This is a genomic window from Clostridium sp. TF06-15AC, assembly GCF_003481165.1.
In the GTDB taxonomy this organism is placed as follows: Bacteria; Bacillota; Clostridia; order Lachnospirales; family Lachnospiraceae; genus Otoolea; species Otoolea fessa.
In genome coordinates this window covers 82,880-107,587 of record NZ_QUKS01000008.1, presented here as the reverse complement: position 1 = coordinate 107,587, position 24,708 = coordinate 82,880, and the positions used below count along the sequence as shown (strand labels likewise).

General features: G+C 49.5%; 21 protein-coding genes and 4 tRNA genes. 2 read left to right on the top strand and 23 right to left on the bottom strand.

What is annotated here, in order from left to right; genetic code table 11:
- Window positions 1-6: 6 nt before the first annotated feature.
- The 7 genes from DXC57_RS14140 to DXC57_RS14110 all read right to left on the bottom strand — a co-directional run bounded on the left by DXC57_RS14140 (window position 7) and on the right by DXC57_RS14110 (window position 5,646).
- Window positions 7-1,014: a deoxyguanosinetriphosphate triphosphohydrolase gene (locus tag DXC57_RS14140; RefSeq protein ID WP_118653200.1), complete on the bottom strand. Its 1,008-nt coding sequence runs from the start codon at window positions 1,012-1,014 to the stop codon at window positions 7-9.
- A gap of 324 nt (window positions 1,015-1,338) precedes the next feature.
- On the bottom strand, window positions 1,339-3,021 hold the full coding sequence (locus DXC57_RS14135) for a carbon starvation protein A (RefSeq protein WP_022359691.1): 1,683 nt from the start codon (window positions 3,019-3,021) through the stop codon (window positions 1,339-1,341).
- Between the two features lie 258 nt (window positions 3,022-3,279).
- A complete protein-coding gene (locus DXC57_RS14130) occupies window positions 3,280-5,037 on the bottom strand; it encodes a S8 family peptidase (protein WP_118653198.1) in 1,758 nt (585 codons plus the stop codon).
- 99 nt (window positions 5,038-5,136) lie between these two features.
- Window positions 5,137-5,220: transfer RNA gene (locus tag DXC57_RS14125), tRNA-Leu, on the bottom strand.
- Window positions 5,221-5,224: 4 nt separating this feature from the next.
- Window positions 5,225-5,308: transfer RNA gene (locus DXC57_RS14120), tRNA-Leu, on the bottom strand.
- A gap of 166 nt (window positions 5,309-5,474) precedes the next feature.
- Window positions 5,475-5,558: transfer RNA gene (locus DXC57_RS14115), tRNA-Leu, on the bottom strand.
- Window positions 5,559-5,562: 4 nt separating this feature from the next.
- Window positions 5,563-5,646: transfer RNA gene (locus DXC57_RS14110), tRNA-Leu, on the bottom strand.
- Window positions 5,647-6,236: 590 nt separating this feature from the next.
- On the opposite strand from DXC57_RS14110, the gene ychF reads away from it, so the two are divergent.
- A complete protein-coding gene (gene ychF, locus DXC57_RS14105; RefSeq protein WP_118653196.1) occupies window positions 6,237-7,334 on the top strand; it encodes a redox-regulated ATPase YchF in 1,098 nt (365 codons plus the stop codon).
- 79 nt (window positions 7,335-7,413) lie between these two features.
- The gene (locus DXC57_RS14100) at window positions 7,414-7,857 is read left to right on the top strand and encodes a hypothetical protein (RefSeq protein WP_118522417.1); all 444 of its coding nucleotides are present in this window, start codon (window positions 7,414-7,416) and stop codon (window positions 7,855-7,857) included.
- Between the two features lie 150 nt (window positions 7,858-8,007).
- Here the strand turns inward: DXC57_RS14100 and DXC57_RS14095 are convergent, their stop codons facing one another.
- From DXC57_RS14095 to DXC57_RS14020, 16 genes are all read right to left on the bottom strand, one after another.
- The gene (locus DXC57_RS14095) at window positions 8,008-8,799 is read right to left on the bottom strand and encodes an RnfABCDGE type electron transport complex subunit B (protein WP_022359780.1); all 792 of its coding nucleotides are present in this window, start codon (window positions 8,797-8,799) and stop codon (window positions 8,008-8,010) included.
- A 15-nt stretch (window positions 8,800-8,814) separates the two neighbouring features.
- Window positions 8,815-9,390, bottom strand: coding sequence for an RnfABCDGE type electron transport complex subunit A (locus tag DXC57_RS14090; RefSeq protein WP_118492124.1), 576 nt, complete (start codon window positions 9,388-9,390; stop codon window positions 8,815-8,817).
- Window positions 9,390-10,088 carry an electron transport complex subunit E gene (locus DXC57_RS14085; RefSeq protein WP_118653194.1) on the bottom strand — a complete coding sequence of 233 codons (699 nt, stop codon included), beginning with the start codon at window positions 10,086-10,088 and terminating at the stop codon, window positions 9,390-9,392. The genes DXC57_RS14090 and DXC57_RS14085 overlap by 1 nt, the downstream gene beginning before the upstream one ends.
- Before the next feature lie 14 nt (window positions 10,089-10,102).
- On the bottom strand, window positions 10,103-10,711 hold the full coding sequence (locus DXC57_RS14080; protein WP_118492120.1) for an RnfABCDGE type electron transport complex subunit G: 609 nt from the start codon (window positions 10,709-10,711) through the stop codon (window positions 10,103-10,105).
- A complete protein-coding gene (locus DXC57_RS14075) occupies window positions 10,711-11,652 on the bottom strand; it encodes an RnfABCDGE type electron transport complex subunit D (protein ID WP_107001558.1) in 942 nt (313 codons plus the stop codon). The genes DXC57_RS14080 and DXC57_RS14075 overlap by 1 nt, the downstream gene beginning before the upstream one ends.
- A gap of 13 nt (window positions 11,653-11,665) precedes the next feature.
- Window positions 11,666-12,991 (bottom strand): electron transport complex subunit RsxC, encoded by a 1,326-nt coding sequence (gene rsxC, locus DXC57_RS14070; protein ID WP_107001559.1) that lies wholly within the window; start codon window positions 12,989-12,991, stop codon window positions 11,666-11,668.
- 375 nt (window positions 12,992-13,366) lie between these two features.
- On the bottom strand, window positions 13,367-14,737 hold the full coding sequence (locus DXC57_RS14065; protein WP_118570243.1) for a sodium-dependent transporter: 1,371 nt from the start codon (window positions 14,735-14,737) through the stop codon (window positions 13,367-13,369).
- 168 nt (window positions 14,738-14,905) lie between these two features.
- Window positions 14,906-15,802 (bottom strand): ribokinase, encoded by an 897-nt coding sequence (locus DXC57_RS14060; RefSeq protein WP_118570242.1) that lies wholly within the window; start codon window positions 15,800-15,802, stop codon window positions 14,906-14,908.
- A gap of 21 nt (window positions 15,803-15,823) precedes the next feature.
- On the bottom strand, window positions 15,824-16,852 hold the full coding sequence (locus DXC57_RS14055) for a LacI family DNA-binding transcriptional regulator (RefSeq protein WP_118522416.1): 1,029 nt from the start codon (window positions 16,850-16,852) through the stop codon (window positions 15,824-15,826).
- Window positions 16,849-17,994, bottom strand: coding sequence for a M20 family metallopeptidase (locus DXC57_RS14050; protein ID WP_118538508.1), 1,146 nt, complete (start codon window positions 17,992-17,994; stop codon window positions 16,849-16,851). Before DXC57_RS14050 ends, DXC57_RS14055 begins: the two co-directional genes overlap by 4 nt.
- Before the next feature lie 25 nt (window positions 17,995-18,019).
- Window positions 18,020-18,766, bottom strand: a complete 747-nt coding sequence (locus DXC57_RS14045; RefSeq protein ID WP_118472469.1) for a glutamine amidotransferase — start codon at window positions 18,764-18,766, stop codon at window positions 18,020-18,022.
- 31 nt (window positions 18,767-18,797) lie between these two features.
- Window positions 18,798-20,072 (bottom strand): ArgE/DapE family deacylase, encoded by a 1,275-nt coding sequence (locus tag DXC57_RS14040; RefSeq protein ID WP_118653192.1) that lies wholly within the window; start codon window positions 20,070-20,072, stop codon window positions 18,798-18,800.
- A 32-nt stretch (window positions 20,073-20,104) separates the two neighbouring features.
- Window positions 20,105-21,043: a nucleoside hydrolase gene (locus DXC57_RS14035; protein WP_107001566.1), complete on the bottom strand. Its 939-nt coding sequence runs from the start codon at window positions 21,041-21,043 to the stop codon at window positions 20,105-20,107.
- Window positions 21,044-21,084: 41 nt separating this feature from the next.
- Window positions 21,085-22,035 (bottom strand): ABC transporter permease, encoded by a 951-nt coding sequence (locus DXC57_RS14030; protein ID WP_243017803.1) that lies wholly within the window; start codon window positions 22,033-22,035, stop codon window positions 21,085-21,087.
- On the bottom strand, window positions 22,032-23,078 hold the full coding sequence (locus DXC57_RS14025) for an ABC transporter permease (RefSeq protein WP_118472467.1): 1,047 nt from the start codon (window positions 23,076-23,078) through the stop codon (window positions 22,032-22,034). Before DXC57_RS14025 ends, DXC57_RS14030 begins: the two co-directional genes overlap by 4 nt.
- Complete coding sequence (locus tag DXC57_RS14020) at window positions 23,075-24,613, bottom strand: ABC transporter ATP-binding protein (protein ID WP_022359764.1); 1,539 nt, start codon at window positions 24,611-24,613, stop codon at window positions 23,075-23,077. The genes DXC57_RS14025 and DXC57_RS14020 overlap by 4 nt, the downstream gene beginning before the upstream one ends.
- Window positions 24,614-24,708 lie beyond the last annotated feature (95 nt).

Here is a 24,708-nt window from a genome sequence, read left to right as displayed (position 1 = left end):
TCCTCCTTATACGCTCCAGGCTTTCGGAATAAACAATTCCTTAAACCGGTCAATCGCGTAAATATCTGTCATACCCGCGATATAATCGCATACCGCGCGCTCTTTCGTCTCATTTCTTATCTCCATAATCCGGTGGGATTCTTCCGGAAGTTCCTCCGGATGCGCCATATAATATCCATACAGCATCTCGATCATCTGCTGTGCGCGCCCTTCCTCCGCTTTCGCAATCCCGTCATGGTAGACATGGTCAAACATCCAGCGGCGCAGCCCGTGCATCGCCTCCTCGCGTTCCGGTGACATCGCCACCTCCGGCTTGTCCTGGCTGTGCTCGATGATGTCGTGGATCATGATATTCAGCCGCTCATGCACACTGTTTCCCAGAATGTCCGTGTACTCCCGCGGCAAATCCTCTTCCTTCATGATCTTTCCCCAGATCGCATCATCTATATCATGGTTTATGTAGGCAATTTTATCTGAAAGCCGCACAACATTCCCTTCCAGCGTCGCCGGATGACCGCTCGTCCGGTGGTTCAGGATCCCGTTGCGAACCTCCCAGGTCAGGTTCAGCCCCTGCCCCTTCTGCTCCAGCACCTCCACAATGCGGACACTCTGCTGATAATGCGCGAACCCCTCGCTGCAGAGCCGGTTGAGCACCGCCTCCCCCGAATGACCAAACGGCGTATGTCCCAGATCGTGCCCCAGCGCGATCGCCTCCGCCAGAGACTCATTCAGCCGCAGCGCTTTCGCGATCGTGCGCGCTATCTGCGATACTTCCAGCGTGTGCGTCAGGCGCGTCCGGTAATGGTCGCCCTCCGGCGCCAGAAAAACCTGCGTTTTCTGTTTCAGACGCCGGAACGATTTGCTGTGCAGAATACGGTCGCGATCGCGCTGATACTCTGGCCGGATGTCGCAGAGCGGTTCTTTCCGCTCCCGTCCCCGTGTATTCGCACTCAGCGACGCATACGGACTCAGGGTTTCCTGTTCCCATTTTTCGATCGTTTCTCTGATATTCATCCAGATCCCACCTTTATTCAGAATAATTTACGGAATAAATTCGAAAGTTCGCCCATTATCTTATAATAATATCATATTTTTGTAATTTGGGACAGAGGTTTTCCATGGATTTTTGATCTTTTTCTATTTTCTTTTTTTATTTTATGTGGAAAGAAGGGGAATTATGACTACTTATTTCCATCTATTGAACAAAGGGGCTTAGAATGAAAAAGAGAAGACATCTGTTCTTTTGAATACAGACATCCTCTCTTTATTATCATACATACAAAACGTAACGGCTGTCCCTGATGGACCTCATCTACATTTTATTTTCACTTATTATTTTTACTTATCCGCTTTTTCAAGCAGTTTCTTGATACCCTGAATTGCTACTAATACACCCAGGATTAACAGCAGCACTGCAAATACAAGCTGCAGTGTATTTCCCAGATCCAGACCGGTCGTCATAAATGCGTTTGTGAGCTTTATGATGGTCATGCTCAGTGCAGTAAAGGTAACTGCCATCATGAACAGCATCGGCACCCAGAGCATCCAGCCCTGACGCTTGGTTTTCTTTAAGAATACTGCACAAGCTACAAGAGCAAGTACCGATAACAGCTGGTTTGCAGAACCGAATAACGGCCAGATCTCTGCATAGCCGACCTTGGTAAGCAGGTACGCGAGTACCAGTGTGATGATGGTTGCAAAATATTTATTGGTTACTACTTTTACAAACGGGCTCATATTTTCCTCGTCTGTGTCCGAATCCATGAAAAATTCCTGGAACGACAGACGTCCTACCCGGGCAACCGAATCCAGGGAAGTCAGTGCAAATGCAGATACCGCCAGGTTGATTAATGTAAATACAAGCGAATGCGGCAGACCAACTACGGAAAGAAAGTTTGCGATCGCGCCTGCAAAAATCTGCGGCTGGGTGGTAAGTCCCTGTGCTGCTGCCTCGCCATCTGCAAAGGAAGCAACTGCAATCAGTGCGATGATAGCAAGCATACTCTCCATCAGCATTGCGCCAAACGAAACTGGAAGCATGTTCTTTTCATTTTTGATCTGTTTAGATGCAGTACCGGAAGATACCAGAGAATGGAAACCGGAAACTGCGCCACAGGCAATCGTTACAAATAAAATCGGGAACATATACTGTCCATTTACATTAAAACTTGTAAACGGTTTCAAATTACATGCCGGATTGGCCACAAATACACCGATAACTGCACCGACGATCATAAAGATCAGCAGATAGCTGTTCAGATAATCACGCGGCTGAAGCAGCGCCCATACCGGAGCGACACTGGCAATCAGAATGTACACAAAGATAATAATATGCCAGGTTCCAAGATCGACATAGACCGGGAAATTCAGTCCCAGCGCGATCGCTGCCACCAGTAATAAGATAGCGACGGCTGTGTTGATCCATTTGTTGAATTTGGTATATTTGAGGAAATATCCAAGTGCAACTGCCTCGATGATAAATAACATAGAAGTAGTTGCAACGGCTCCATTTGCCGCTATCTTTGTGACAGCACCCGCCTCATCAACCGTAAATCCCTTAAATGTTCCCGCTACAACGTCTGCAAACGCTGCGACAACCAGAATACAGAACAGCCAGCAGAATAAAAGGAATAATTTCTTTCCTAATTTTCCAATGTACTCTTCGATGATGTATCCGATTGTACGTCCCTTATTTTTGACAGACGCATACATGGATGCAAAATCCTGAACGGCGCCGAAAAATACGCCGCCGATTAAAATCCAAAGCAGGACCGGAAGCCAGCCAAAAATTGCCGCCTGAATCGGACCATTGATCGGACCCGCACCGGCGATCGACGCGAACTGATGACCAAACACAACGTTTGTATCAGCCGGTACATAATCGACACCGTCCTCCATCTCATATGCCGGAGTTTTGGCATTCGGATCGATGCCCCACTTATTCTGGAGATAACGCCCGTACAGGAGGTATGCTCCTCCCAGAACAACGATGGCGATTATCATCATCATTACTCCACTCATAGTTAAACCTCTTTCCTTTGTTTATTTATAAAAAAACGCCTCTGCTATCCAGTCGGATAACAAAGGCGGATTTTCTATCCAAACAGTTTTCCTGCTCCATCCAGTAACTCTCTGTATTCCCGTTCTTTTATTGCCATACTCATTGCATTTTATACCATATAAATTATACTCTTTTGAGCAGAAAATTCAATTAACACTTTAAATATAATTTACAATTTCATTTGTTGTTTTTTGTGCACCTTGCACTTCCTATTGTTTTTACAACGGAAAACTTCGCTCCAGACACAATGCCCCATACCCCACCCGCTCATTCGGATATACCGCCTCCCCCGGCAGACTCCGCGCCCCGCGGATGAGATATGCTTTCAGCTTCTCCCCATACAGATAGGGATCGTTCCCATTTACAATCCCCCATTGCATCATCAGAGCCGCCGATCCGGTCACAAATGGAGCGGCAAAGGAAGTTCCTGTCACCGCCTCATATCCGCCGCCTGCGCGGGCGGTGATGATATTTACACCAGGTGCCGCCAGCTCAGGTTTGATCGGATGCCCCAATCTTGCAAATCCACGACCGGAAAAATCTGCATACGCCTGCGTGGCGTCATCGTACGCCCCCACCGAGATCGCCCGGCTGGCGGTCGATGGGATTGTCAGCGTCGTGTCCGGCGATGCCGTCAAAAAACGTGTTTCCCTGTTCAGTGCCATGCCCGCTGGCAGCCACAGATCATACTGACCATCCCGTATTTCTTCTGGAATCAGACGGATTTTCCAGAGCCCGTCCTGAATGTAGCTTCCTTTGGGAATCAAATCCAGATAAATCTCCTGCGCCTGACTGTATGGACTCGGCATCCCATAATATAGAAGAATCTCTTCCCTCTCATAGGAAAGCCGCTGTGCTCCCAATGATTCCCGGATCACCCCGGTGCTGCTGTCGCCCGGGCTGAAAATTTCTACTGAAAACCGGTCCTGATACAATTTCCATAGCTGCACACCGAAGCCCGTCTGATATTCCCCCACTGCAAGCTCTATCTCCACCGGACGTCCCATCTGCAGAAATCCCGCCCGGTGTCCCATGCTGTATCCTTCATTTCCGGTTCCCACGATGATGGAAGTCCGCCCCCGCTCTGCCATCGAATTTAGATACGTCTCCAGCAGGCTGGTTCCGTCATGCGAACCGTATGTATTTCCAAAGCTCAGATTCACCGCCACCGGCATCCGCCATTCCTGTGCGATTCCCACCACATAGTCCAACGCCCGCATCAGCTCTGTTGTCCTGGGAAATGAATCCGCAAGCGGCGTTCCAAGCTTCACGACCAGAAGTTCACTCTCCCAGGCTACTCCCCGGTAGTGTCCGCCGCCCTCCCAGCCATTTCCGGCTGCAATCGCCGCAACTGCCGTCCCGTGCCCGCTCACATCCCGCGACTGGACGATCTCGTAAGCGCGTTCCCGGCTGCCCGCCTCCAATGCCCGGTTGAGCTCCTCCCGCGTATAAATCCGGTTCTGCTCCTGATCCCAGAGTGCGGCGATGCGCGTCGTTCCATCTGTGTTCCGAAAATCCGGATGGAAATAATCGATTCCGGAATCGATGATGGCAGTCAATGTGCCGCGACCACTTAAATCAGCATCTCTGCCATACACGTTTTGAGAGACTTGATTTCCGCTCTGCACCGGCGCAATACAGGTATCCCGAATCGCCCGGTTCACCTCAAAATAAAGACGCTTCGGCTTTTCTATATACTCAACCTGTGATAATCCTGCCAGATCATCCACCTGCGATTCAGGGAGCCGCACAATCGCGTAGCCGCCGGAAAGTGGATAAATTTCCGCCTGCGGCAGCTGTTCCTGCAGCTTTTCCACAGTTCCATTATATTGAATGATTAATTCCCAGCGTTTCGTATTCTGGTCGTATCCCATCTGAAGTGCCGGGGACTTTTCCCGTTCCGCTTCTGTCGCATCCAAAGATAAGTTTAAAAGGTTTTCTTTTTTCTGGCTCTTGCCATTCACTAATTCACTCATTTTACAGTTTATGCTTATATGGCAAATCCCAGCATCATATTCTATCTATTTTTTTAACAAAACAAAACCCGGCACATCTCTGTACCGGGCTATCGATCATGCAGAAGAAGGGACTTGAACCCTCATGATGTTGCCATCACACGGACCTGAACCGTGCGCGTCTGCCAATTCCGCCACTTCTGCTTACTGCGGGAGATGGGACTTGAACCCACACGAGCATACACCCACAAGATCCTTAGTCTTGCCTGTCTGCCAATTCCAGCACTCCCGCTTACTGTTTTTCAATTTTCTCTGTCCGATGATTTTCTCACCGACAAAGAGTAGTATAGCACAATTTCATTTAAATTGCAAGCCTGTTTTCCGCAAATTTATACCTGAATTTATTGAATCAGAGTATAGCAAAAACCCGGCACGTCTCTGTACCGGGCTATCAGTCATGCAGAAGAAGGGACTTGAACCCTCATGATGTTGCCATCACACGGACCTGAACCGTGCGCGTCTGCCAATTCCGCCACTTCTGCTTACTGCGGGAGATGGGACTTGAACCCACACGAGCATACACCCACAAGATCCTTAGTCTTGCCTGTCTGCCAATTCCAGCACTCCCGCTTACTGCTTTTTATTTTTGCCTGTCGAGTGAGTCACTCACTGACGAAGCTTAGTATAGCACAGGCGCTCCGCGAATGCAAGCATTTTTTTGTTTTTTTTATTTTTTTTTATTTGTTCTAATTATTCCTATATTTTTATAGTTTCTTTCTACTGCAAAATCATGTATTTCAGCCCTATCCTACCACTCCGCAGCTCCCTTAAAAAATCCTTTCTTACTTCTTAAACAGGAAAATAGACAACCATTACACATTTCTGATTACTGTTCACGCATACGTGCCCAGTAACGGAATTTGCCGTGGCTTCGCATTTAAATACGGCAAATTCCTGCTGCCACCACGTTTTCTTACGGCACTTTCGGTTCCAAAAGTGCCTACCTGTGAACAGTAACCATTTCTGCATTCCTATAGCCACAAAATGTCTCCTTTGAGATTGAAAAAGCGCTGTCTTTCTGCTATAATACATAGTTGCATTGATTTCTTTCATTAAAATTAAGAAACATTACAAAAAGGGCGTAAAAAGGCGCAATAAGAAACCGAAAGAAAGGCGGAAATCCTGATAAGCAAAGGGTTTTCGGATAGGTAAATCATAAAATGAAATTAGGTATCGTAGGTCTGCCAAACGTAGGCAAAAGTACACTGTTTAATTCTCTGACCAAGGCTGGCGCTGAGTCTGCCAATTACCCGTTCTGTACCATCGATCCGAACGTCGGTGTCGTACCGGTTCCGGATCCGCGTCTGGGTCAGTTAGCAGCTCTTTATAATTCTGCCAAAATCACTCCGGCTGTGATCGAGTTCGTTGATATCGCTGGTCTGGTAAAGGGCGCTTCCAAGGGCGAAGGTCTTGGAAACCAGTTCCTTGCCAATATCCGTGAGGTAGACGCGATCGTACACGTTGTCCGTTGCTTTGAGGATCCAAATGTTATCCATGTAGACGGCAGCGTCAATCCGCTCCGCGATATCGAAACCATCAACCTGGAGCTCATCTTCTCCGATATGGAAGTTCTGGAACGCCGTATTGCCAAGACAACCAAGAGCGCCATGGGAAATAAATCCCTTGCAAAAGAGCTGGAAACTCTGAAAAAACTGTATGCGCACCTTGAAAACGGCAATCTGGCTAAGAGCTTTGAGCCGGAGGACGAGGATGAACTCACGTTCATCAATACGCTGGATCTCTTAACCTGGAAACCGGTTATCTTCGCTGCCAACGTATCTGAGGATGATCTGGCAGATGACGGTGCTTCCAATGAATATGTAAGACAGGTTCGCGAATTTGCAGCTGAGAACGACAGCGAGGTATTTGTTATCTGTGCACAGATTGAACAGGAAATCGCAGAACTGGACGAGGACGAGAAAAAGATGTTCCTCGAAGATCTCGGTCTGACCGAATCCGGTCTTGAAAAACTGATCGCAGCCAGCTACCGTCTGCTTGGTCTCATCAGTTATCTGACTGCCGGAGAAACCGAGACACGCGCATGGACCATCAAGGTCGGCACCAAAGCTCCGCAGGCAGCTGGAAAGATCCACTCTGATTTTGAGCGCGGTTTCATCAAAGCCGAGGTAGTCAACTATCAGGATCTCTTAGACTGCGGTTCCTACAATGCAGCCAGAGAAAAAGGGCTGGTACGCATGGAGGGCAAGGACTACGTGGTGAAGGACGGCGATGTTGTGCTGTTCCGTTTTAATGTTTAATACCCCTTCTATATAATTTAAAAACATTTTCCCCGAAATTCGCTCATACACTGTATTAAACGAATTCCGGGGATTTTTTATGAGCTCAAAAACAAAAATTGTCGTACTCCGCATGAAAGAGATTATTTATACTGCTATCTTTATCGGACTGGGGCTTCTTCTCATCGCCCTTCTTCTCATCATGTTCCGACCGGGCAGGAAGACGCAGAGCGCCTCCGCTCCCGCTGCGGTCGGCATTTCCTATCTGCCTGGTATGTACAGTTCTACCCTGACACTCGGCAGCCAGGCAGTCAACGTCGAAGTCACGGTTGATTCCACCCAGATCACCTCTGTTACCTGCCGTCCTTTAAGCGATTCCATCGAAACTATGTACCCACTGCTCTCCTCCTCCGCTTCGCATCTCTCGGAGCAGATCGTGAGCACGCAATCGCTTGAAAATCTCTCCTTTGAAAGTGGCAGCCAGTATACCTCACAGGCATTATTAAATGTGATACATACTGCATTAGCAAAAGCAATCCTTTAAATTTCGTATAGCATAACATCAAAAATTTCAAAGAACACCTTCATCGGATGCTTTAGAAAAGCGCCTTATCTTTTAACCAAAAAAATCCGGCTGAACCATCTTTCCAAACGGTTCAACCGGACTTTTTATTTCCGTATTCTTTTACGTTATTTACTGAATAACCTTAACCGGGCACTTCGCTGCACAAGCTCCGCAGTTTACGCACTTCTCATAATCGATAACAGCTACGTTGTTATCCATATGGATTGCATCAAACTTACACTGCTTGGTACACAGCGTACAGCCGATACAGCCAACCTGGCAGGCTGCCTTGACAGCCGGTCCACGATCGTGGGAGCTGCACTGTACCAGATGTTTTGCCTTGTACGGTACCAGGTCGATCAGGTGTTTCGGGCAGGCTGCCACGCAGGCACCGCAGGCTACACACTTCTCTTTGTCTACAACCGCTACGCCGTCTACCACGTGGATTGCATCGAATTTACATGCCTTCACACAGGTACCGAAGCCGGTACAGCCGTAAGAACATGCCTTTGCACCGCCACCCGGTACAACGGATGCCTTCGCACAGTCCTCGATACCATGGTACTCGTACTGTACTTTTGTCTTGTCGCAGGTACCTTTACATTTAACGAAAGCTACCTTCTTCTCAGAGGAACCAGCCTCTACACCCATGATAGCGGCAATCTTCTCTCCAACCGGAGCACCGCCGACCGGGCAGGCATTGACCGGAGCTTTCCCTTCTGCGATAGCCTTAGCAAGACCATCACAACCCGGATAACCACAACCACCACAGTTGTTGCCCGGAAGCTCTTCACGGACAGCTGCCTCTTTTTCATCCACTTCTACTTTAAACTTTGCGCCGAACAGACCAAGGCCTACACCGACGATGATGCCGACTGCCGCGATTACGACAGCTGCAATAATGATTGAATTCATATCCATCTTCGTCTCCTCCTTCTACAGTAATCCGGAAAATCCGAGAAATGCAATTGCCATCAGGCCTGCTGTTACCAGTACGATAGGAGATCCCTGGAAGTTATACGGGATATCATTTCCTTCAATGTGCTCACGAATACCTGCTAAAAGAATGATGGAGATCGTATAACCAACGGCTGTACCAACACCATTTACCACGCTCTGTGCAAATCCGTAACCATTCTGAACGTTTGTAATAGCAACACCAAGAACGGCACAGTTTGTTGTGATCAGCGGAAGGAACACGCCCAGCGCATTATACAGGGAAACCATGCACTTCTTTAAGAACATCTCTACAATCTGAACCAGCGCTGCGATAACGAGAATGAAAACGATGGTTTTCAGGTAATCGATACCAAGGGGCTGAAGAACAAACTGGTAAATCAAGCTTGCAACGATGGAAGCGATGGTGATAACGAAGATAACCGCACCGCCCATACCTGCTGCTGTTTCAACTTTTTTAGATACACCGACGAAGGAGCAGATACCGAGGAACTGGCTCAGTACGACGTTGCTGACCAGCGCCGAGCTTATGGCAATAATAAGTAATTCTTTCATCACTTCTCCTCCTGTTCCTTATCACATTCTGCAGTATGTCCGGCACAGCTTAAGCAATCACCGTTACATCCGCCTTTCTTCTTCTGTTTAACAGAACCGTTGGTTGCACACGGCATCTTCAGACGGTTCTGAAGAGCAGTCAGGGCAGCCAGAACAAAGAATGCACCCGGTGCAAGGATGAAGATAGAAATTGGCTGGAAAGCTGCCGGCATAATCTGTTTACCAAAAATGGTGCCTGCACCCAGAAGCTCACGGAAGGAACCGATGAGTGCCAGAGCAACTGTAAATCCAAGTCCCATACCGATACCGTCAAATGCAGAAAGAACCGGACCGTTCTTCATAGCATATGCCTCGGCACGGCCAAGGATGATACAGTTAACTACGATCAGCGGAATATAAAGTCCCAGGGAAGCATATAAGCCCGGAACAAAACCTTCCATCAGCATATCGATAATAGTTACGAAGGATGCTACTACTACGATCTCTGCCGGAAGACGCACGCCGTCCGGAATGATCTTACGAAGCAATGCAATCAGAAAGTTCGCCGCAATCAGTACGGCGGTTGTCGAAAGTCCCATGCCGACACCGTTGATGGCGGAAGTGGTTACCGCCAGGGTCGGACACAGACCCAGCATCTGAACGAAAATCGGGTTTTCTTTCCAGATACCGTTATATAAGCGCTCTACATATTTATTCATAATCTTTCCACCTCCTACTGTGCCAGGCAGTTAGCCACGAAATAGATAGCTGCATCTGTTGCGTTGGTAACTGCTTTGGAAGTGATCGTTGCACCACTGATGGCCTGGATCTGATTGTCTGCAGACGCGCCTGTCTTAGTAACTTCCAGGTTCTCAGCTTTCTTGCCGATAAACTGATCCTTGAAATCCGGTTCTTTGGCTCTCATACCAAGACCTGGCGTATCGCTGATGCTTAAGAAACCGATACCGGTCAGCTCGCCCTCGTTGCTGATACCAACTGCGATCTGCACGTTGCCGCCGTAGCTCTCTGCGGAGGTAGAGGTAATCAGGTAACCGATCTGGTTGCCGCTTGCATCCAGCGCTTCTTTTGCATCATTGATGGTAACTTTTCCAAATCCCCACTCAGAGATGCTGTCCGCTGCAGCAGTTACTGCGTCAGCCAGCTCCTGCGGTTCATCAAAGCTTGCCGCATCCGGGTAAACTTCCTGATAAGTTTTAGTAGCTGCTGCCTCCTGTGCCTGTGCAATCGGATCCAGCGTAATATCATGTACTGTTCCCAGACAGATACCAGCTACCAGAGTAATAACGAAAAGGATGATTGTATTTTTGATAATCTGGTTCATTATTTCTTCTGACCTCCTTTTCCAAATGCTGTCGGAAGCGTATAGCGCTCAATCAGCGGTACCAGCAGGTTGCTGAAGATGATCGCATAGGAAACGCCCTCCGGAGAAGCACCCCAGAGACGGAAGATTCCGGTTACGATTCCGAGGATCAGTCCGTATACGATCTGTCCCTTCGGAGTCAGAGGACTCGTTACATAATCGGTTGCCATAAAGAATGCACCGAAGATAAGACCACCTGCACAGATCTCACTGAGAGAATAGGTCAGGTTGAATCCACCAAACAGGAATGTAAATACAAATACGGTTCCAATGTAAATCAGCGGGATAACCGGGCTGATAACTTTGCGGACTACCATGTAAATAGCACCAATCAGCAGGGCAATTACAGATACCTCACCGATAGTTCCCGGGATACGTCCGATTACCAGGGATGCCAGATCCACTGTCTCACCGGCTCTTAACTGTGCCAGCGGAGTTGCACCTGTCAGACTGTCAAATCCAAGCTTTGCGGATGAGAAGTTATTCATAAACAGAGCGAAGGAAGTCAGAAGGAAACATCTGGCTGCCAGTGCCGGGTTCATGAAGTTCTGTCCCAGACCACCGTAAAGCTGTTTTACAACGATGATTGCAAAGAATGCACCAAGAACCGGGATCCAAACCGGGATTTCCGGCGGCATATTCAGTGCAAGAATCATGCCGGTAACAACTGCACTGCCGTCCGAAATCGTAATCGGCTTGTGCATTAATTTCTCATAAAGATACTCGGCTGCCACACTGGCGATCACGGTAGCGATCAGAACCAGAAGTGCATTCATGCCGAACTGCCATACACCATAAACACTGGCAGGAATCATGGCGATCACAACGTCAAACATCAGGCGCTGTGTCGTAACTCCGTCACGAACGTGAGGTGATGACGATACTTTTAATAATTTTTCCATTTCTTCCCACCTCCTACTTTCTGCGGCTGGCTGCTACTGCCTTACGCATCTCTTTGAATGCCTGGGTCAGCGGCCGTCTTGCCGGACAAGCATATGCACAGCATCCGCACTCAACGCATTCCATGCCGTTTAAGCTCTGGAATTTCTCAAGATCGTGAGCCGTAGATGCTTTCATCATCAGCGGAGGTACAAGGTGCTCCGGACAAACGCCTACACAGCGTCCGCAGCGGATACATGCTGACGGCTCCATCGCTGCTACCTGGTCCTTGGTAAAGGTGGTCAGAGCAGATGAAGTCTTCGCTACCGGGAAGTCAAGGCTGAAAAGAGCCTGTCCCATCATAGGGCCACCGGAAATCATCTTCTCCGGTTCCTGTTTAAAGCCGCCTGCTGCCTCTACCAGTCTCTGATAGTTGGTACCAAGACGTACCTCAAAGTTCTGCGGCTCTGCAATGGCATCACCGGTTACCGTAATGATCTTGCGGATCAGCGGAGTTGTCTTGCATACTGCATTATAAATAGAAGCAACGGTATCAATATTGTCTACGATACAGCCTGCATCTGCCGGCAGCATGGAAGAATTGATCTCACGTCCTGTCACTGCATAGATAAGTGTACGCTCACCACCCTGCGGGTACTTGGTAAGCAGCGGACATACTTCGATCCTCGGCTCGTCCTTTACCATCTCCGTCAGCTTCTTGATAGCCTCCGGCTTGTTGTTCTCGATACCGATAACACCCTTCGCATTGTCAAACAGCTGAAGCATAACCTTCAGGCCGCCGATAATCTGCTCCGGACGCTCCATCATGGTACGATAGTCACTGGTTAAGTACGGCTCGCACTCTGCACCGTTGACGATAACGTAATCAATTGCGTTCTCATCTTTCGGAGTAAGCTTTACATGTGTCGGGAAACCAGCGCCGCCCAGGCCGACGATACCGGCATCCTTAACGATCTTACGGATCTCTTCTTTCGACAGCTTTGTTGCATCTCTGTCTGTTCCGAAGCCCTCAATCGCCTCTTCCTCACCGTCATTCTCCACCAGGATTGACTGAACCATTGCACCATTGGCAACCAGCTTGGACTCGATTCCCTTTACCGTACCGGAAACAGAACTGAGTACGTTTGCGGAAATAAATCCGCCTGCCTCTGCAATGATCTGGCCTTTCAGCACGTGATCGCCCTTCGCTACCAGTGGTTTCGCAGGTGCGCCAATGTGCTGGGACAGCGGATAAACCATGATCTCGCCCTGTAACGGTTCGAGAACCTTGATCGGCTTATCCTCAGACAGTTCTTTACCCTCATATGGATGAATGCCGCCTATAAATGTAGCCAAACCCATCAATTAAACCCTCTTTCTCTTACTAAATTTTCCTTCATCCTCCACCCATTCACCTCCCGTCAGATGCCTTTTCTGCCGAAATTGTGAAAATATTATCGGGCGTAGGAGCTAGAATCTACCGCGTATAGTATAACACAGGTAAAAAAAATTCACAATTGAAAAATGAATCTTCTGCCCCCTTCACTCTGTATAAAAATTAATACAAATGGTTATAATATAGCTTTTGTTTATACAGAATTAACAAAACTGTGTAAAAATCCCGTAAAACTTTCCCTTAAATACTATGTCAATAGCCTTGGCGAAAAAAGGAAAGTCCGGCGGAGTTTGCCTCTGCCGGACTTTCCTTTTTTCTCGTTACCTAAAGAGCTGCACAGTCTACTGGAAAAACTTACTCCAGTACCCCTGCACAAAAATAAACAGCACAATCAGTGGAATGACATATGTCACATACGCTCGCACCTGGCGCGGGAACTTCACGCCTTTTCCCTCATTTGCCTCCTTGAGGAAATTTTCAAATCCCCATCCATACCGGCTGGTACAGAACATCAGGTAAACGAGACTTCCGAGTGGAAGCAGGTTGTTGCTGACGATGAAATCCTCGAGATCCAACACGTTGCTGCCCTCTCCGAACGGCATGAAACCACTCCAGAGATTGAAACCCAGCACGCACGGAAGCGACAGGACCGTAATCACCACCAGATTGACGCAGACTGCCTTTTTGATCGAACAGCCAGTCAGATCCGTTGCAAAGGATACGATATTCTGGAATACCGCTGTGACCGTTGATGCCGCCGCAAAGGTCATAAAGACAAAGAACAGCGTGCCCCAGAAACGTCCGCCTGCCATGTGGTTAAATACATTCGGCAGCGTGATGAAGATCAGGCTTGGTCCCTGTCCTGCCTCGATGCCGTAAGCCGCACATGCCGGAAAAATGATAAGTCCTGCCATAAACGCTACCAGCGTGTCAAGGACCAGTACATTGATCGCCTCGCCGGTCAGGCTGCGCTCTTTATCGATATAACTTCCAAAAATCGCCATCGCACCGATACCGATACTCAACGTGAAGAACGACTGTCCCAGCGCCGCAAATACGACCTTGCCGACACCAACCTCCTGAATCTTGCCAAAATCCGGCTTTAAGTAAAATTCAAGTCCCGGACGTCCGCCTTCCATCCGCACCGAATTGATTGCCAGCACAACCATCAGGAATAATAGGCAGACCATCATCATCTTTGTGATCTTCTCAACGCCGTTCTGGAGTCCCATCGCACAGATGGAAAAACAGAATACGACACAGAGCAGCATAAATACCGTCATCAGTCCCGGATTTGCCAGTACAGAGCCAAACTCCCCTGCTACACCGTCCGCATCCAGACCCACGAAATCGCCTTTCGCCATCTTGAACACATACAGCAGAAGCCATCCGGCTACCGTCGTATAAAACATCATCAGGACATAGTTGCCCGCCATCGCGAACCATTTTTCAAAATGCCACTTAGTACCCTTTGGCTCCAGCACATCAAATGAAAGCGCCGCACTCTTCTGGCTCGCTCTGCCGACCGAGTATTCCATAACGATGATCGGAAGACCTAAAAGCACCAGAAATGCCGCATAAATCAGTACAAACGCCGCGCCGCCATACTGACCGACAATGTACGGGAATCTCCACACATTTCCCAGACCGATCGCACAGCCCGCGGAAATCAGGATAAATCCCAGCCGAGAGGAAAAACGTTCTCTTCCCATTTCTACTTACCTTCTCCTTTTTTATTTCTACAGGCCCACACTGACAAGAGTCAGACGGGCGCAAAAAGAGGCGCCTCCGCAAATCCCGGTACCAGCCCGAATTTCGGAAACGCCACCAAATGGTATTTTACTATATTCTGTTTTAAAAGACAAGTTTTCAGGTGCTTTTTATCCTTCAAACGTCTCGACTTCCTCCCGGTTCGGCACCGACGGAGCTGCTCCTGGGCGGGAAACGGCGATCGCTGCCGCTTTTGCCGCATGTTCCAGCGCCGTCTTCGGGTCTTCACCGAGCTGTAAGCCGCCAATAAAATAACCGGTAAATGTATCGCCTGCCGCTGTCGTGTCCACAACCGGCACTTTATAGATTCCCTGACGAAGGACTGTGTCGCCATCGCGGTACACGGAACCATCGCCGCCGAGTGTCAGGACAATCTTCGCCTCCGGGAACTGTTTTACCAGTCCGTTCATCAGCGTCTGCGGATCTTTGGTTGCCTCAATGCCGCAGATATCCGACGCCTCCACCTCATTTAATAAGAAGTAATCCACATATTCCAGCGGATAGGACAGGATCTTCGCATTCATCGGGGACGGATTCAGAACGATCTTCATGCCTTTTTCATGGGCTTTCTCCATGATATAGCCGATCTCGCTGATCTCATTCTGTAAAATCAGGAAATCGTCCGCCTCAAACTGTGTCAGGACGCGATCCACCATTTCCCTCGTGATCCGCTGGTTGGCACCGCCATACAGCAGAATGCAGTTCTGCCCTGCCGGATCTTTCTGAATGATCGCGTGTCCTGTCTGCCCGTCGAGATGCTCGATCAGCTCCGTGTGGACGCCCGCCTTCTTCATCTGCTCGATGAGGAAATCTCCATCCCCGGCTCCGACAGCTCCGGCGTGCCATACGTCTGCGCCCGCCTTGCTCAGCGCGATCGACTGATTCAGCCCTTTGCCGCCGCTGAATACCTGCAGTGACTCGGAGGACATCGTCTCTCCCGCTCTTACAAAATGATCCACCTGATACGTATAATCAATATTCAGTGAACCAAAATTCAATACCTTCACTCTGCTCCCCTCTCTCTCCGGTTACCGGGACGGCTGTATTCTCGCCGTGCTCTCCCGCACCACCAGTTCCGGCGCAAAGATTACCTTGCTCTCCGGTCTTTTATGTTCCCGTATCTGTTTCAGAAGCAGCCGTACCGCCTCTCTTCCCATCTCCCGTACCTGCTGGCGTACCGTTGTCAGCGGCACCTCCAGCATCCGTGCATAGAAAACGTCATCGTATCCGACAACCGAAACATCTTCCGGTACTTTCTTTCTATATTCCTTGAGTTTTCTGCATACGCCATACGCCGAAGCGTCGTTGCAGGCGAAAATCGCCGTAAAATCCTGTGAAATGAGCTTTTCGACCGCCGCCGCGCCGCCCTCCTGCGTATACTCGCCGGCACAGACGAGACGTTCATCCACTGGAATTCCCGCCTCCTCCATCGCCCGGCAGTAGCCATGGTAACGGGCCTCCGAATCCATCTGGGTCGCATGCGGTCCCACAACGCAGGCAATCCGCCGGTGTCCAAGGCTTAACAGATGGCGCGCCGCCAGATAACCGCCGATCTCATGGTCGGTACCGACCGCCGGACAGTTCCGAAGCTCCGGGATCCGGTCAACTACCACATAGGGTATGTGGATCGATTCCAGATAATCGATCTCCTCCGCCGCCATCTCCCGCGTATTATCTTTAGCCATGATAAACACAATGCCGTCCGCGCCTTTATCCGCCAGAAGATCGATATACTCGCGATCCCGGTCATAATTATCATTCGTGTTGCAGAGAATCACACTCCAGCCATTTTCGCGGCACGCCTCATCGATCGCACGCGCCATATTGGCAAAATATACATTGGAAATATCCGGGACGATAAATCCTATGGTCTTGCTCTGCCGCTTTACCAGACTGACCGCGAGCTGGTTCGGACGATAATTCAGTTCCCGCGCCTTCGCTAGGATCTGATTCTTTGTCTCATCCGAGATCTTATATCCTTTTCCATTGAGAACCAGTGAGATTGTCGTCACGGAAAAACCAGTCGCAGCGGCAATATCCTTGATGGTTGCCCTCACTCATCCACCTCCGATGCGATCAGATCCATGAGAACCTGAATGGATTTCTGATATTTTTCTATCTCGACCCGCTCATTTGGCTTATGCGCCATGCCTGCCTCGCCCGGACCAAATAAGAGAACGGCTGCATCCAGCTTGTGTTCCACCAGGATCGAAGCATCTGTAAAGAAATTAATCCCAGTCGTCTCCACCGGAAGCCCTTTTTTCTCCAGTTCCTTCGAGAGCTGTTTCACAAGCGGATGTGATTCTCCAATCTCGATCGCCCGCCGGTCATTGACAATCCGGCAGCTGACGCGGAATTTTTCTTCTGATGTAACGGAACGCGCCGCCGCAAACGCCTCCGCCTGACCGACTACCATCTGGCTTGTCAGTCCCGGTGTCATACGGATATCCATGAGAATCCGGCAGGTGTCCGGCGTCATATTTGGCGCCACGCCGCCGGAAATCTGCGTTACCTGCGCGGTCGATGCGCCGAGAACCGGGTGTGTGAAGCTTTTCACATATGTTTCAATCTCACCGGTCAGCGCCATCGCCTGTTCCACGGCATTGCAGCCCTCCTGCGGGTATGCCCCGTGGCTCGTCTTTCCGTGTGCTTCTATCTCCAGCCACAGGCAGCCTTTCTGCGCCACGCCCAGCCTGCATCCCGTCGGTTCTCCTATCAGAAGCGTTCCAATCGACGTCTCCGGGACTTCCTTTAAGATCTCCCTGGCGCCGATGCCGCCCTTTTCCTCATCACAGGTTCCGAGGAAATGGATCGTACGCGGCACCGGACGACCGGATTTTTTATATTCACAGAGCGCGTACACCATCGCGGCAAGCCCACTCTTCATATCGCTGGCACCGCGGGCATAGAGAAAACCGTCCCGTTCCACCGGAACCGCCGGGTCAGTCTTCCATTCTCCGGTATCTCCGTAAGGAACCGTGTCCAGATGCCCGTTCCAGAAGATCGGAGCGCCATCCGACTCCCCCTCAAGCTCCGCCAGCACATTGGCGTGTGTCGCGTCAATCCGCTGTATATGTGCAGAAATTCCCGATTGTTCGAAATACTTGCACAAATATTCTGCCACTGCTCCCTCGTCATCCCGTCCATTGACACTCCGAATGGTCAGAAGCTCTTTTAAAAGTTTCACCGCTCCGTCCATACGCGCTCTCCTTTTTCCTGCTATCTTATTTCTGAATCAGCCAGTCTGCGATATTCTGCCACAATTTATTGTAGTATTCCCACTCGCAGAATTCCGGCGGTGCCCAGTGCGGTGCACAGTCGGTTGTGACAACACCGCTGCGCCCTTTTCCATAAGAAGCAAACGCGATAAACGGATCGCCCTCTACAGTAACCGGAACCTCTGCCTCCGGTTTTGCGATTACCTTATTGTAACCGAGAACCTCCGGCCAGTCGGTCGGAATGCCCTTTAAAGCTTCATGCTCGCCCACGGTTACCGGTTTTACACCCTCGCAGTGTTCCATACGGTCATCGACCGTCAGAACCTCGACTGGAAGAACCTCCTGTACGGCTGTGTCATGCCATTTGCCCTTTGCATCCACGCCGGAGAAGGTCAGATAGCCGCCGACCATCAGAAGAGCGCCGCCATCGTTGACATAGTCGCGGATCAGATTGCAGCGGTTCGGCATTTTCTCACTGCGGTTAAACGTAGCACCCGGCAGAAGCAGGGTGTTCGCTCCAATATCGGACAGAATTACCAGATCATACTGTTTCAGTTCTTCCATTGTAAATGGAAATTCTTCATTTGCCAGATGGTTTGGAAGGAATGTCACCTCATAACCACCTGCCTCAAGGGCTGCTTTCAGCCATTTTTCACCGGTTTCATAGGTAGAAGTGTAAAATGAATCAAATCCCTTAACATGGGTTGTATAGCTCATCCAGGACTCGCCTGCCAGTAAAACTTTCTTGCTCATATTTTTATCTCCTTATATATTTATCAATTCCTTATTTCTTCTCTCCCCAGAAAAGAATCAGTTTCGCATACACCAGAATCGCTTCCAGATAGGAATCGAGCTTCAGCCACTCATCCACGGTATGGCACTGTGCGCCCTCGCCCGGTCCGTACTGGATCGTCGGGCATCCGGCAATGTTGCGCCACAGGCGGGAATCACAGCCAAAATGGGATCCTTCCACCTTCACGCTGCGCGAAAGTGCCTCACTGTACGCCTCCTTAAAGGTGTCTACCAGCGGATGATCCTCCTCCATCTCAAACCCATGTCCGGTCTGGTAAATGGAAATCTTAGGCGGATGTGCCTCCATCCACGCGTCGGAACGGCTGATCCGCTCAACGACCTCTGTAAATTCCTTTACAACCATATCCTGATTCATCAGGGTCGGAACATAGTGGACGCAGGTAGAAAAACTGCACTCGCCCGGCACGGTAGAACCGGCGGTTCCACCCTCGATCACGCCGATATTTAAGCTCGGCGGCGGAAGCAGGCGGTGGCGGATCGTCAGAAGCCAGCGGTGCTCCATCTCATTTAACCCCTGAATTACTTTGATCGCCTTCTCGATCGCGCTGACGCCCTCGGCTTTTGCACCGGAATGGCACGCTTTTCCTTCAAAATCAACCTTAAAGAATACCCAGCCCATATGCGCCAGAATCAGGGTATCGTCGGTCGGCTCGCAGTTGACAACGCCGTCGGCTTTCAGACCGCGCATTACCGCCTGGATCGAGCCATTGCCTCCGCCTTCCTCGTCACACACGGAGGTAATTGTCACATCGCCCGGCAGCTCATACCCGGCATCCTGCAAAAGCTTTACCGCCATCACCGATGCCATCAGACCGCCCTTCATATCCGTGCAGCCGCGTCCGTACATCTTGCCATCCCGAATTACCGGCTCAAACGGCGGGTTCGTCCAGCCGTCTTCCATCTCCGCCGGCATAACGTCAATATGACCGTTAAATAACAGGCTTTTTCCGCCCTGTTTTCCTTTAAATGTCGCATAGACATTGGCACGGTCGGTCTGGTTGTGCCCCAGGTTTCCTTCCTGGTGCTTTTTGTAGCTTTCCTGAATCACAGCCTCATCCATCGGATCCACCGTGATCTCGTCGGCTCCCATCGATTCAAACAGGTTTACCATATACTCCTGTCCCTGTTTCTCCAGACCACCATCGATTCCGTGCCCTAAGTCATGGGTATCAATTCCCACCAGATTCTTGAGTTCTTCGATATATTTCTCTTTGTTCTGCTCTAAAACTTCTTTCAGGTCTCTCATCTATATCTGCCTCCGAACACAAGTATTATAAACTATGCCTCGCTGTATCTTCTCAGCCCTGCCTCAACGATATCCCAGAACTTCGCCGCATCGATATCGATCGCTACGTTTGCAGTCGGCTCCTGTCCGCCGTAACCGAAGAAATCGCAGTTAGTACGTCCGTAGGACTGGACGCTGCGGATGTCAATGTCCACATGCATCGGTTTCAAGGTCACAACGCTCGGATCAATCAGCCATGCGATCGTAACCGGATCGTGCAGAGGTCCGCCTTCCCAGCCAAATACCTCTTTCTGGGTCTTGCAGAAGAAGCGCATCAGATCCGCAAAGAGCTTGGATGCCTTATTGCCGATCTTCTCCATCCGGTCAACGATCTCCGGATAGCACAGTACCTTGCGGGTAACATCCAGACCCATCATCGTGATTGGGCGTCCGCTGGTAAAGCATACATACGCTGCATCCGCATCGGCGATGATATTGAACTCTGCCGCTGGAGTTACGTTACCATTGGTATACGCGCCTCCCATCAGGACGATCTGTTTGATCTTCGGAATAATCGCCGGTTCCATCCGCATCGCCATCGCCAGATTGGTCATCGGACCGGTTGTCACCATCGTGATATCGCCGTCAGACTCCATCAGGGTTTTAACGATGAAATCGACTGCATGCTCTTTCTCTAATTCTTTTGTCAGCGGCGGGAAAACCGGACCATCCAGCCCTGTTTCACCGTGGATATCGCCCGCTATCATTTTTTCACGCACCATCGGCTGTCCGCAGCCCGCATACACTGGCACATCAACACCGAGCCACTGGCACACATTTCTCGCATTAATCTGCGTTTTCTCCAGCGTCTGGTTGCCTGCTACGACTGTAATACCTAACAGATCGATCTTGTCACTGTTCGCCGCCAGCGTGATCGCGACCGCGTCATCATGTCCCGGATCGCAGTCAAGAATAATTTTTGTCTTTTCCATCTGATTATGTCCTCCTTATAGTGTTTTATCTTTCTTCATCATCAGCTTCCCACATGCAGGGAAGATTCTCTCTTCTTGTTGGTTGAAATCTTCGCAATCATGGAAATTGCCAGTACCGCGATGGTCACGATATACGGCATCATCAGAACGAACTGGGATGGAATGCCATATGCCTGGAGGCGGGCACCGACGGAATCTGAAAATCCAAAGAGCAGACAGCCCAGTGTGGTCAGAACCGGGTTCGCACCACCGAAATACATGGCTGCAACGCCCATGAAACCACGGTTATTGGTCATGTTCTCGATAAACTGGGTACTGTATCCCAGGGAAAGATGTGCACCTGCCAGACCACCGATGAGACCAGAAAGCAGCATTGCCTGATATTTGACTGCATTTACCTTGATACCTGCCGTCTTGGCTGCTTCCGGAAACTGACCCACCGCACGCAGACGCAGTCCCCATACAGTCTTATAAAAGAAGAACTGAAGCAGAATAATCAAAACGATGGCAAACCACTCGGTCACACACCAGTTGTTAAACAGGTCGCCAACCACCGGCAGATTGTCTAAAAATCCGAGCGACACACGCGGAATTGCTTTGATGTCCGGGCTGGAAAAGCTGCCGGTGCTGTGGAAGATCGCATTTACCATGAATTTTGTGAGCGCCAGCGCCAGCATGTTGATACCCATACCGATTGCACAGATCTCAGAGTTATAACGGATGTGACCGACCGCCATGATCATCGCAATCACAGCGCCCGCGATCATCGCCGCGATGATACCTAACAGCCAGTTTCCGGTAAAGTAGCTGACCGCTACTGCTGTAAAAGCACCCACCAGCATGATACCCTCAGTACCGATATTTAAGATATTGGCCTGCTGGGTGATTGCCGCACAAAGAGCGGCAAAGATGATCGGAGTCGCTGAACGAAACGTTGCATAAATCAGCGACGCATTAAAGATTTTATCAAAATTCTGCATTATCGCATTCATGCCTTATCCTCCTTCTTCTCCTCCGTTTTCTTTTTACGTTTCTTTGTAAACTGGAATGCAGTCTCCATGGTCGCTATGATAATGAAAACTGCTGTAATGGTATCAACCAGCGATTTTGGTACACCGGTTGACTGCTGCATTCCCATAGCACCTGATTTTAAAACTGCCAGGAAAAATGCCATAAATGGAGTTGAAACCATGTTGTTCTTTACAATCAGAGCTGCCAGCATACCATTGCTTCCAAGTCCAGTTGCGAAGTTGTTCAGGAAATATCCGTGAACACCCAGAACCTCGATGCAGCCTGCCATGCCGCCTAACATACCGGAAAGCATCATAGCACCGACAAATACCTTTTTGGAATCAATTCCCACATAATCCGCATGGGTCGGATTCAGGCCGACGGTACGGATCTTGTAGCCCCAGCTGCTTTTCTGAAGCATAAAAATAATCACAATCACGGTGATGGCTGCGATGAAAATACCAACGTTGACACTGCTGGGTTTCATAAACTGATACAGTCTTACCGTAACCGGCAGGGACTGAGCATTAGCAGTACCGGCACTCATAGGTCCGCTGACCAGATAAGATGTGATATAAAGGGCTACTGTGTTCATCAAAATGGTGGTACATACTTCATTTACATTATAATAGGCACGCAAAACCGCCGGAATAAAGGCCCAGGCAGCTGCTACCACCATAGCACCTACGAAGCAGGCCACATACAGAGCCGGCTTCGGAAGGAAGGTCCAGTTGATGCCGATATAAGCAGCTGTGATACCGCCCAAGAAAACCTCGCCCTCAACACCTACATTAAATGCGCCTGCTTTCGCTGCAACTGCAAAAGCAATGGATGTCAGCAGCAGCGGAGTAAATCCTGCCAAGGTTGTACCAAGACGAAGCTTTCCGTCAAAAGCACCTCGGAACAGCGCCGCATATGCATCAATCGGATTCTCCCCGATCGCTACGATAAACAGCGCACCGACACCCATCGCAACGAGTATCGTAATAAGAATCCTTCGAATACCATTTATTGTTTGATTCATACTGCTGCTTCACCGTCCTTCCCTGTGTCTGTACCGCCCATCATAAGCAGACCCAGATTGTTCTCATTCGCCTCATCCGCACGCATCTCGCCGGTGATCTTGCCCTCATGGATAACAACGATGCGATCCGAAAGAGAGATAATCTCCTCCAGCTCTGCCGATACCAGCAGGACACCGGCGCCTGCCTTTTTCGCCTTTTCCAGTGTATTACGAATCAGCTCGATGGCACCGATATCTACACCTCTGGTAGGCTGGGATGCTACCAGAAGCTTATTGCCAAGAGATACCTCCCGGGCTACTACGACCTTCTGTGCATTGCCACCGGATAAGGAAGAGGTAGGAAGATTATAATCCGCCGGACGGATATCAAACTGTTCTACCATTTCTTTTGCATAGGTATCCTGTCCTGATTTATTCATCATGATGCCCTTGGTAAATGGAGGCTGATCCAGACGGACTGCGATCAGATTTTCCTCGATGGTCATGGCACGGTTCAGACCTCTTGTATTTCGATCCTCCGGAATATGGGAAAGACCGCTCTCTCTCACTTTTCTCGGACTCTGATTCGTAATATCCTTGCCGCAAAGAAGGATCTTGCCCTTCTCTACCTTGCGGAGTCCGGTGATCGCCTCAACCAGCTCACTCTGTCCATTTCCATCGATACCTGCCACGCCGACAATCTCACCGGCCTTGACATGCAGGGACATGCCCCGGATCTTCGATGTCTCCTTCTGGCTGGGAATCCACACATCCTGAACCTCCAGAATCGTATCTCCCGCCTCAGAATAAGCCTTATCAATGTTTAAGAATACTTCACGTCCGATCATTCGTTTGGTCAGATCCAGCGGAGAAGTTTCCTCTTTATTAACAGTGCCCATATATTGTCCCTGACGCATCACAGAGATGCGGTCTGATATTGCCATAACTTCATTCAACTTATGAGAAATAAAGACAAGGGATTTTCCATCCTGTTTCAGATTGTTCAGGATTTCAAACAGACGTTCCGCCTCCTGAGGAGTCAGAACCGCTGTAGGCTCATCCAGAATGATGATATCAGCACCTCGCATCAATGTCTTGATAATCTCGACACGCTGCGCCTCACCAACGGATATCTGGCTTACCTTCTTATCCAGCTGCACGTCCATATGATACTGTTCAATATATTTTTTAACTTCTTTTCTTGCCTTGTCAAAGTCAATTGTCAATCCCTTTTTCGGTTCAAATCCCAGAATAATATTCTCCAGAACCGTCAGCTCATTTACCAGCATAAATTCCTGATGGACCATGCCGACACCGTGCTCAATTGCAATCTTCGGTGTGATGGTTCCCATCGGTTCCCCCTTGACGATAATCTCGCCCTCGTCAATGGGATACATGCCGTACAGAAGCTTCATCATGGTGGATTTACCAGCTCCATTTTCACCAATCAGTGAATGGATCTCGCCTTTTTTCAGAGTAAATTCGCCATGCTTTACCGCCTGAACCTGTCCGAAATTTTTGACAATTCCTTTCATCTCCACTACGTATTCGTTCATTCGATCACCCTCTCGTCCGGAAATGCCTGACGGCTCTTTCCAAGAAAAACATTTTTGTTGAAAATGAAGGGGAACCTGAAAGAATCCAGATCCCC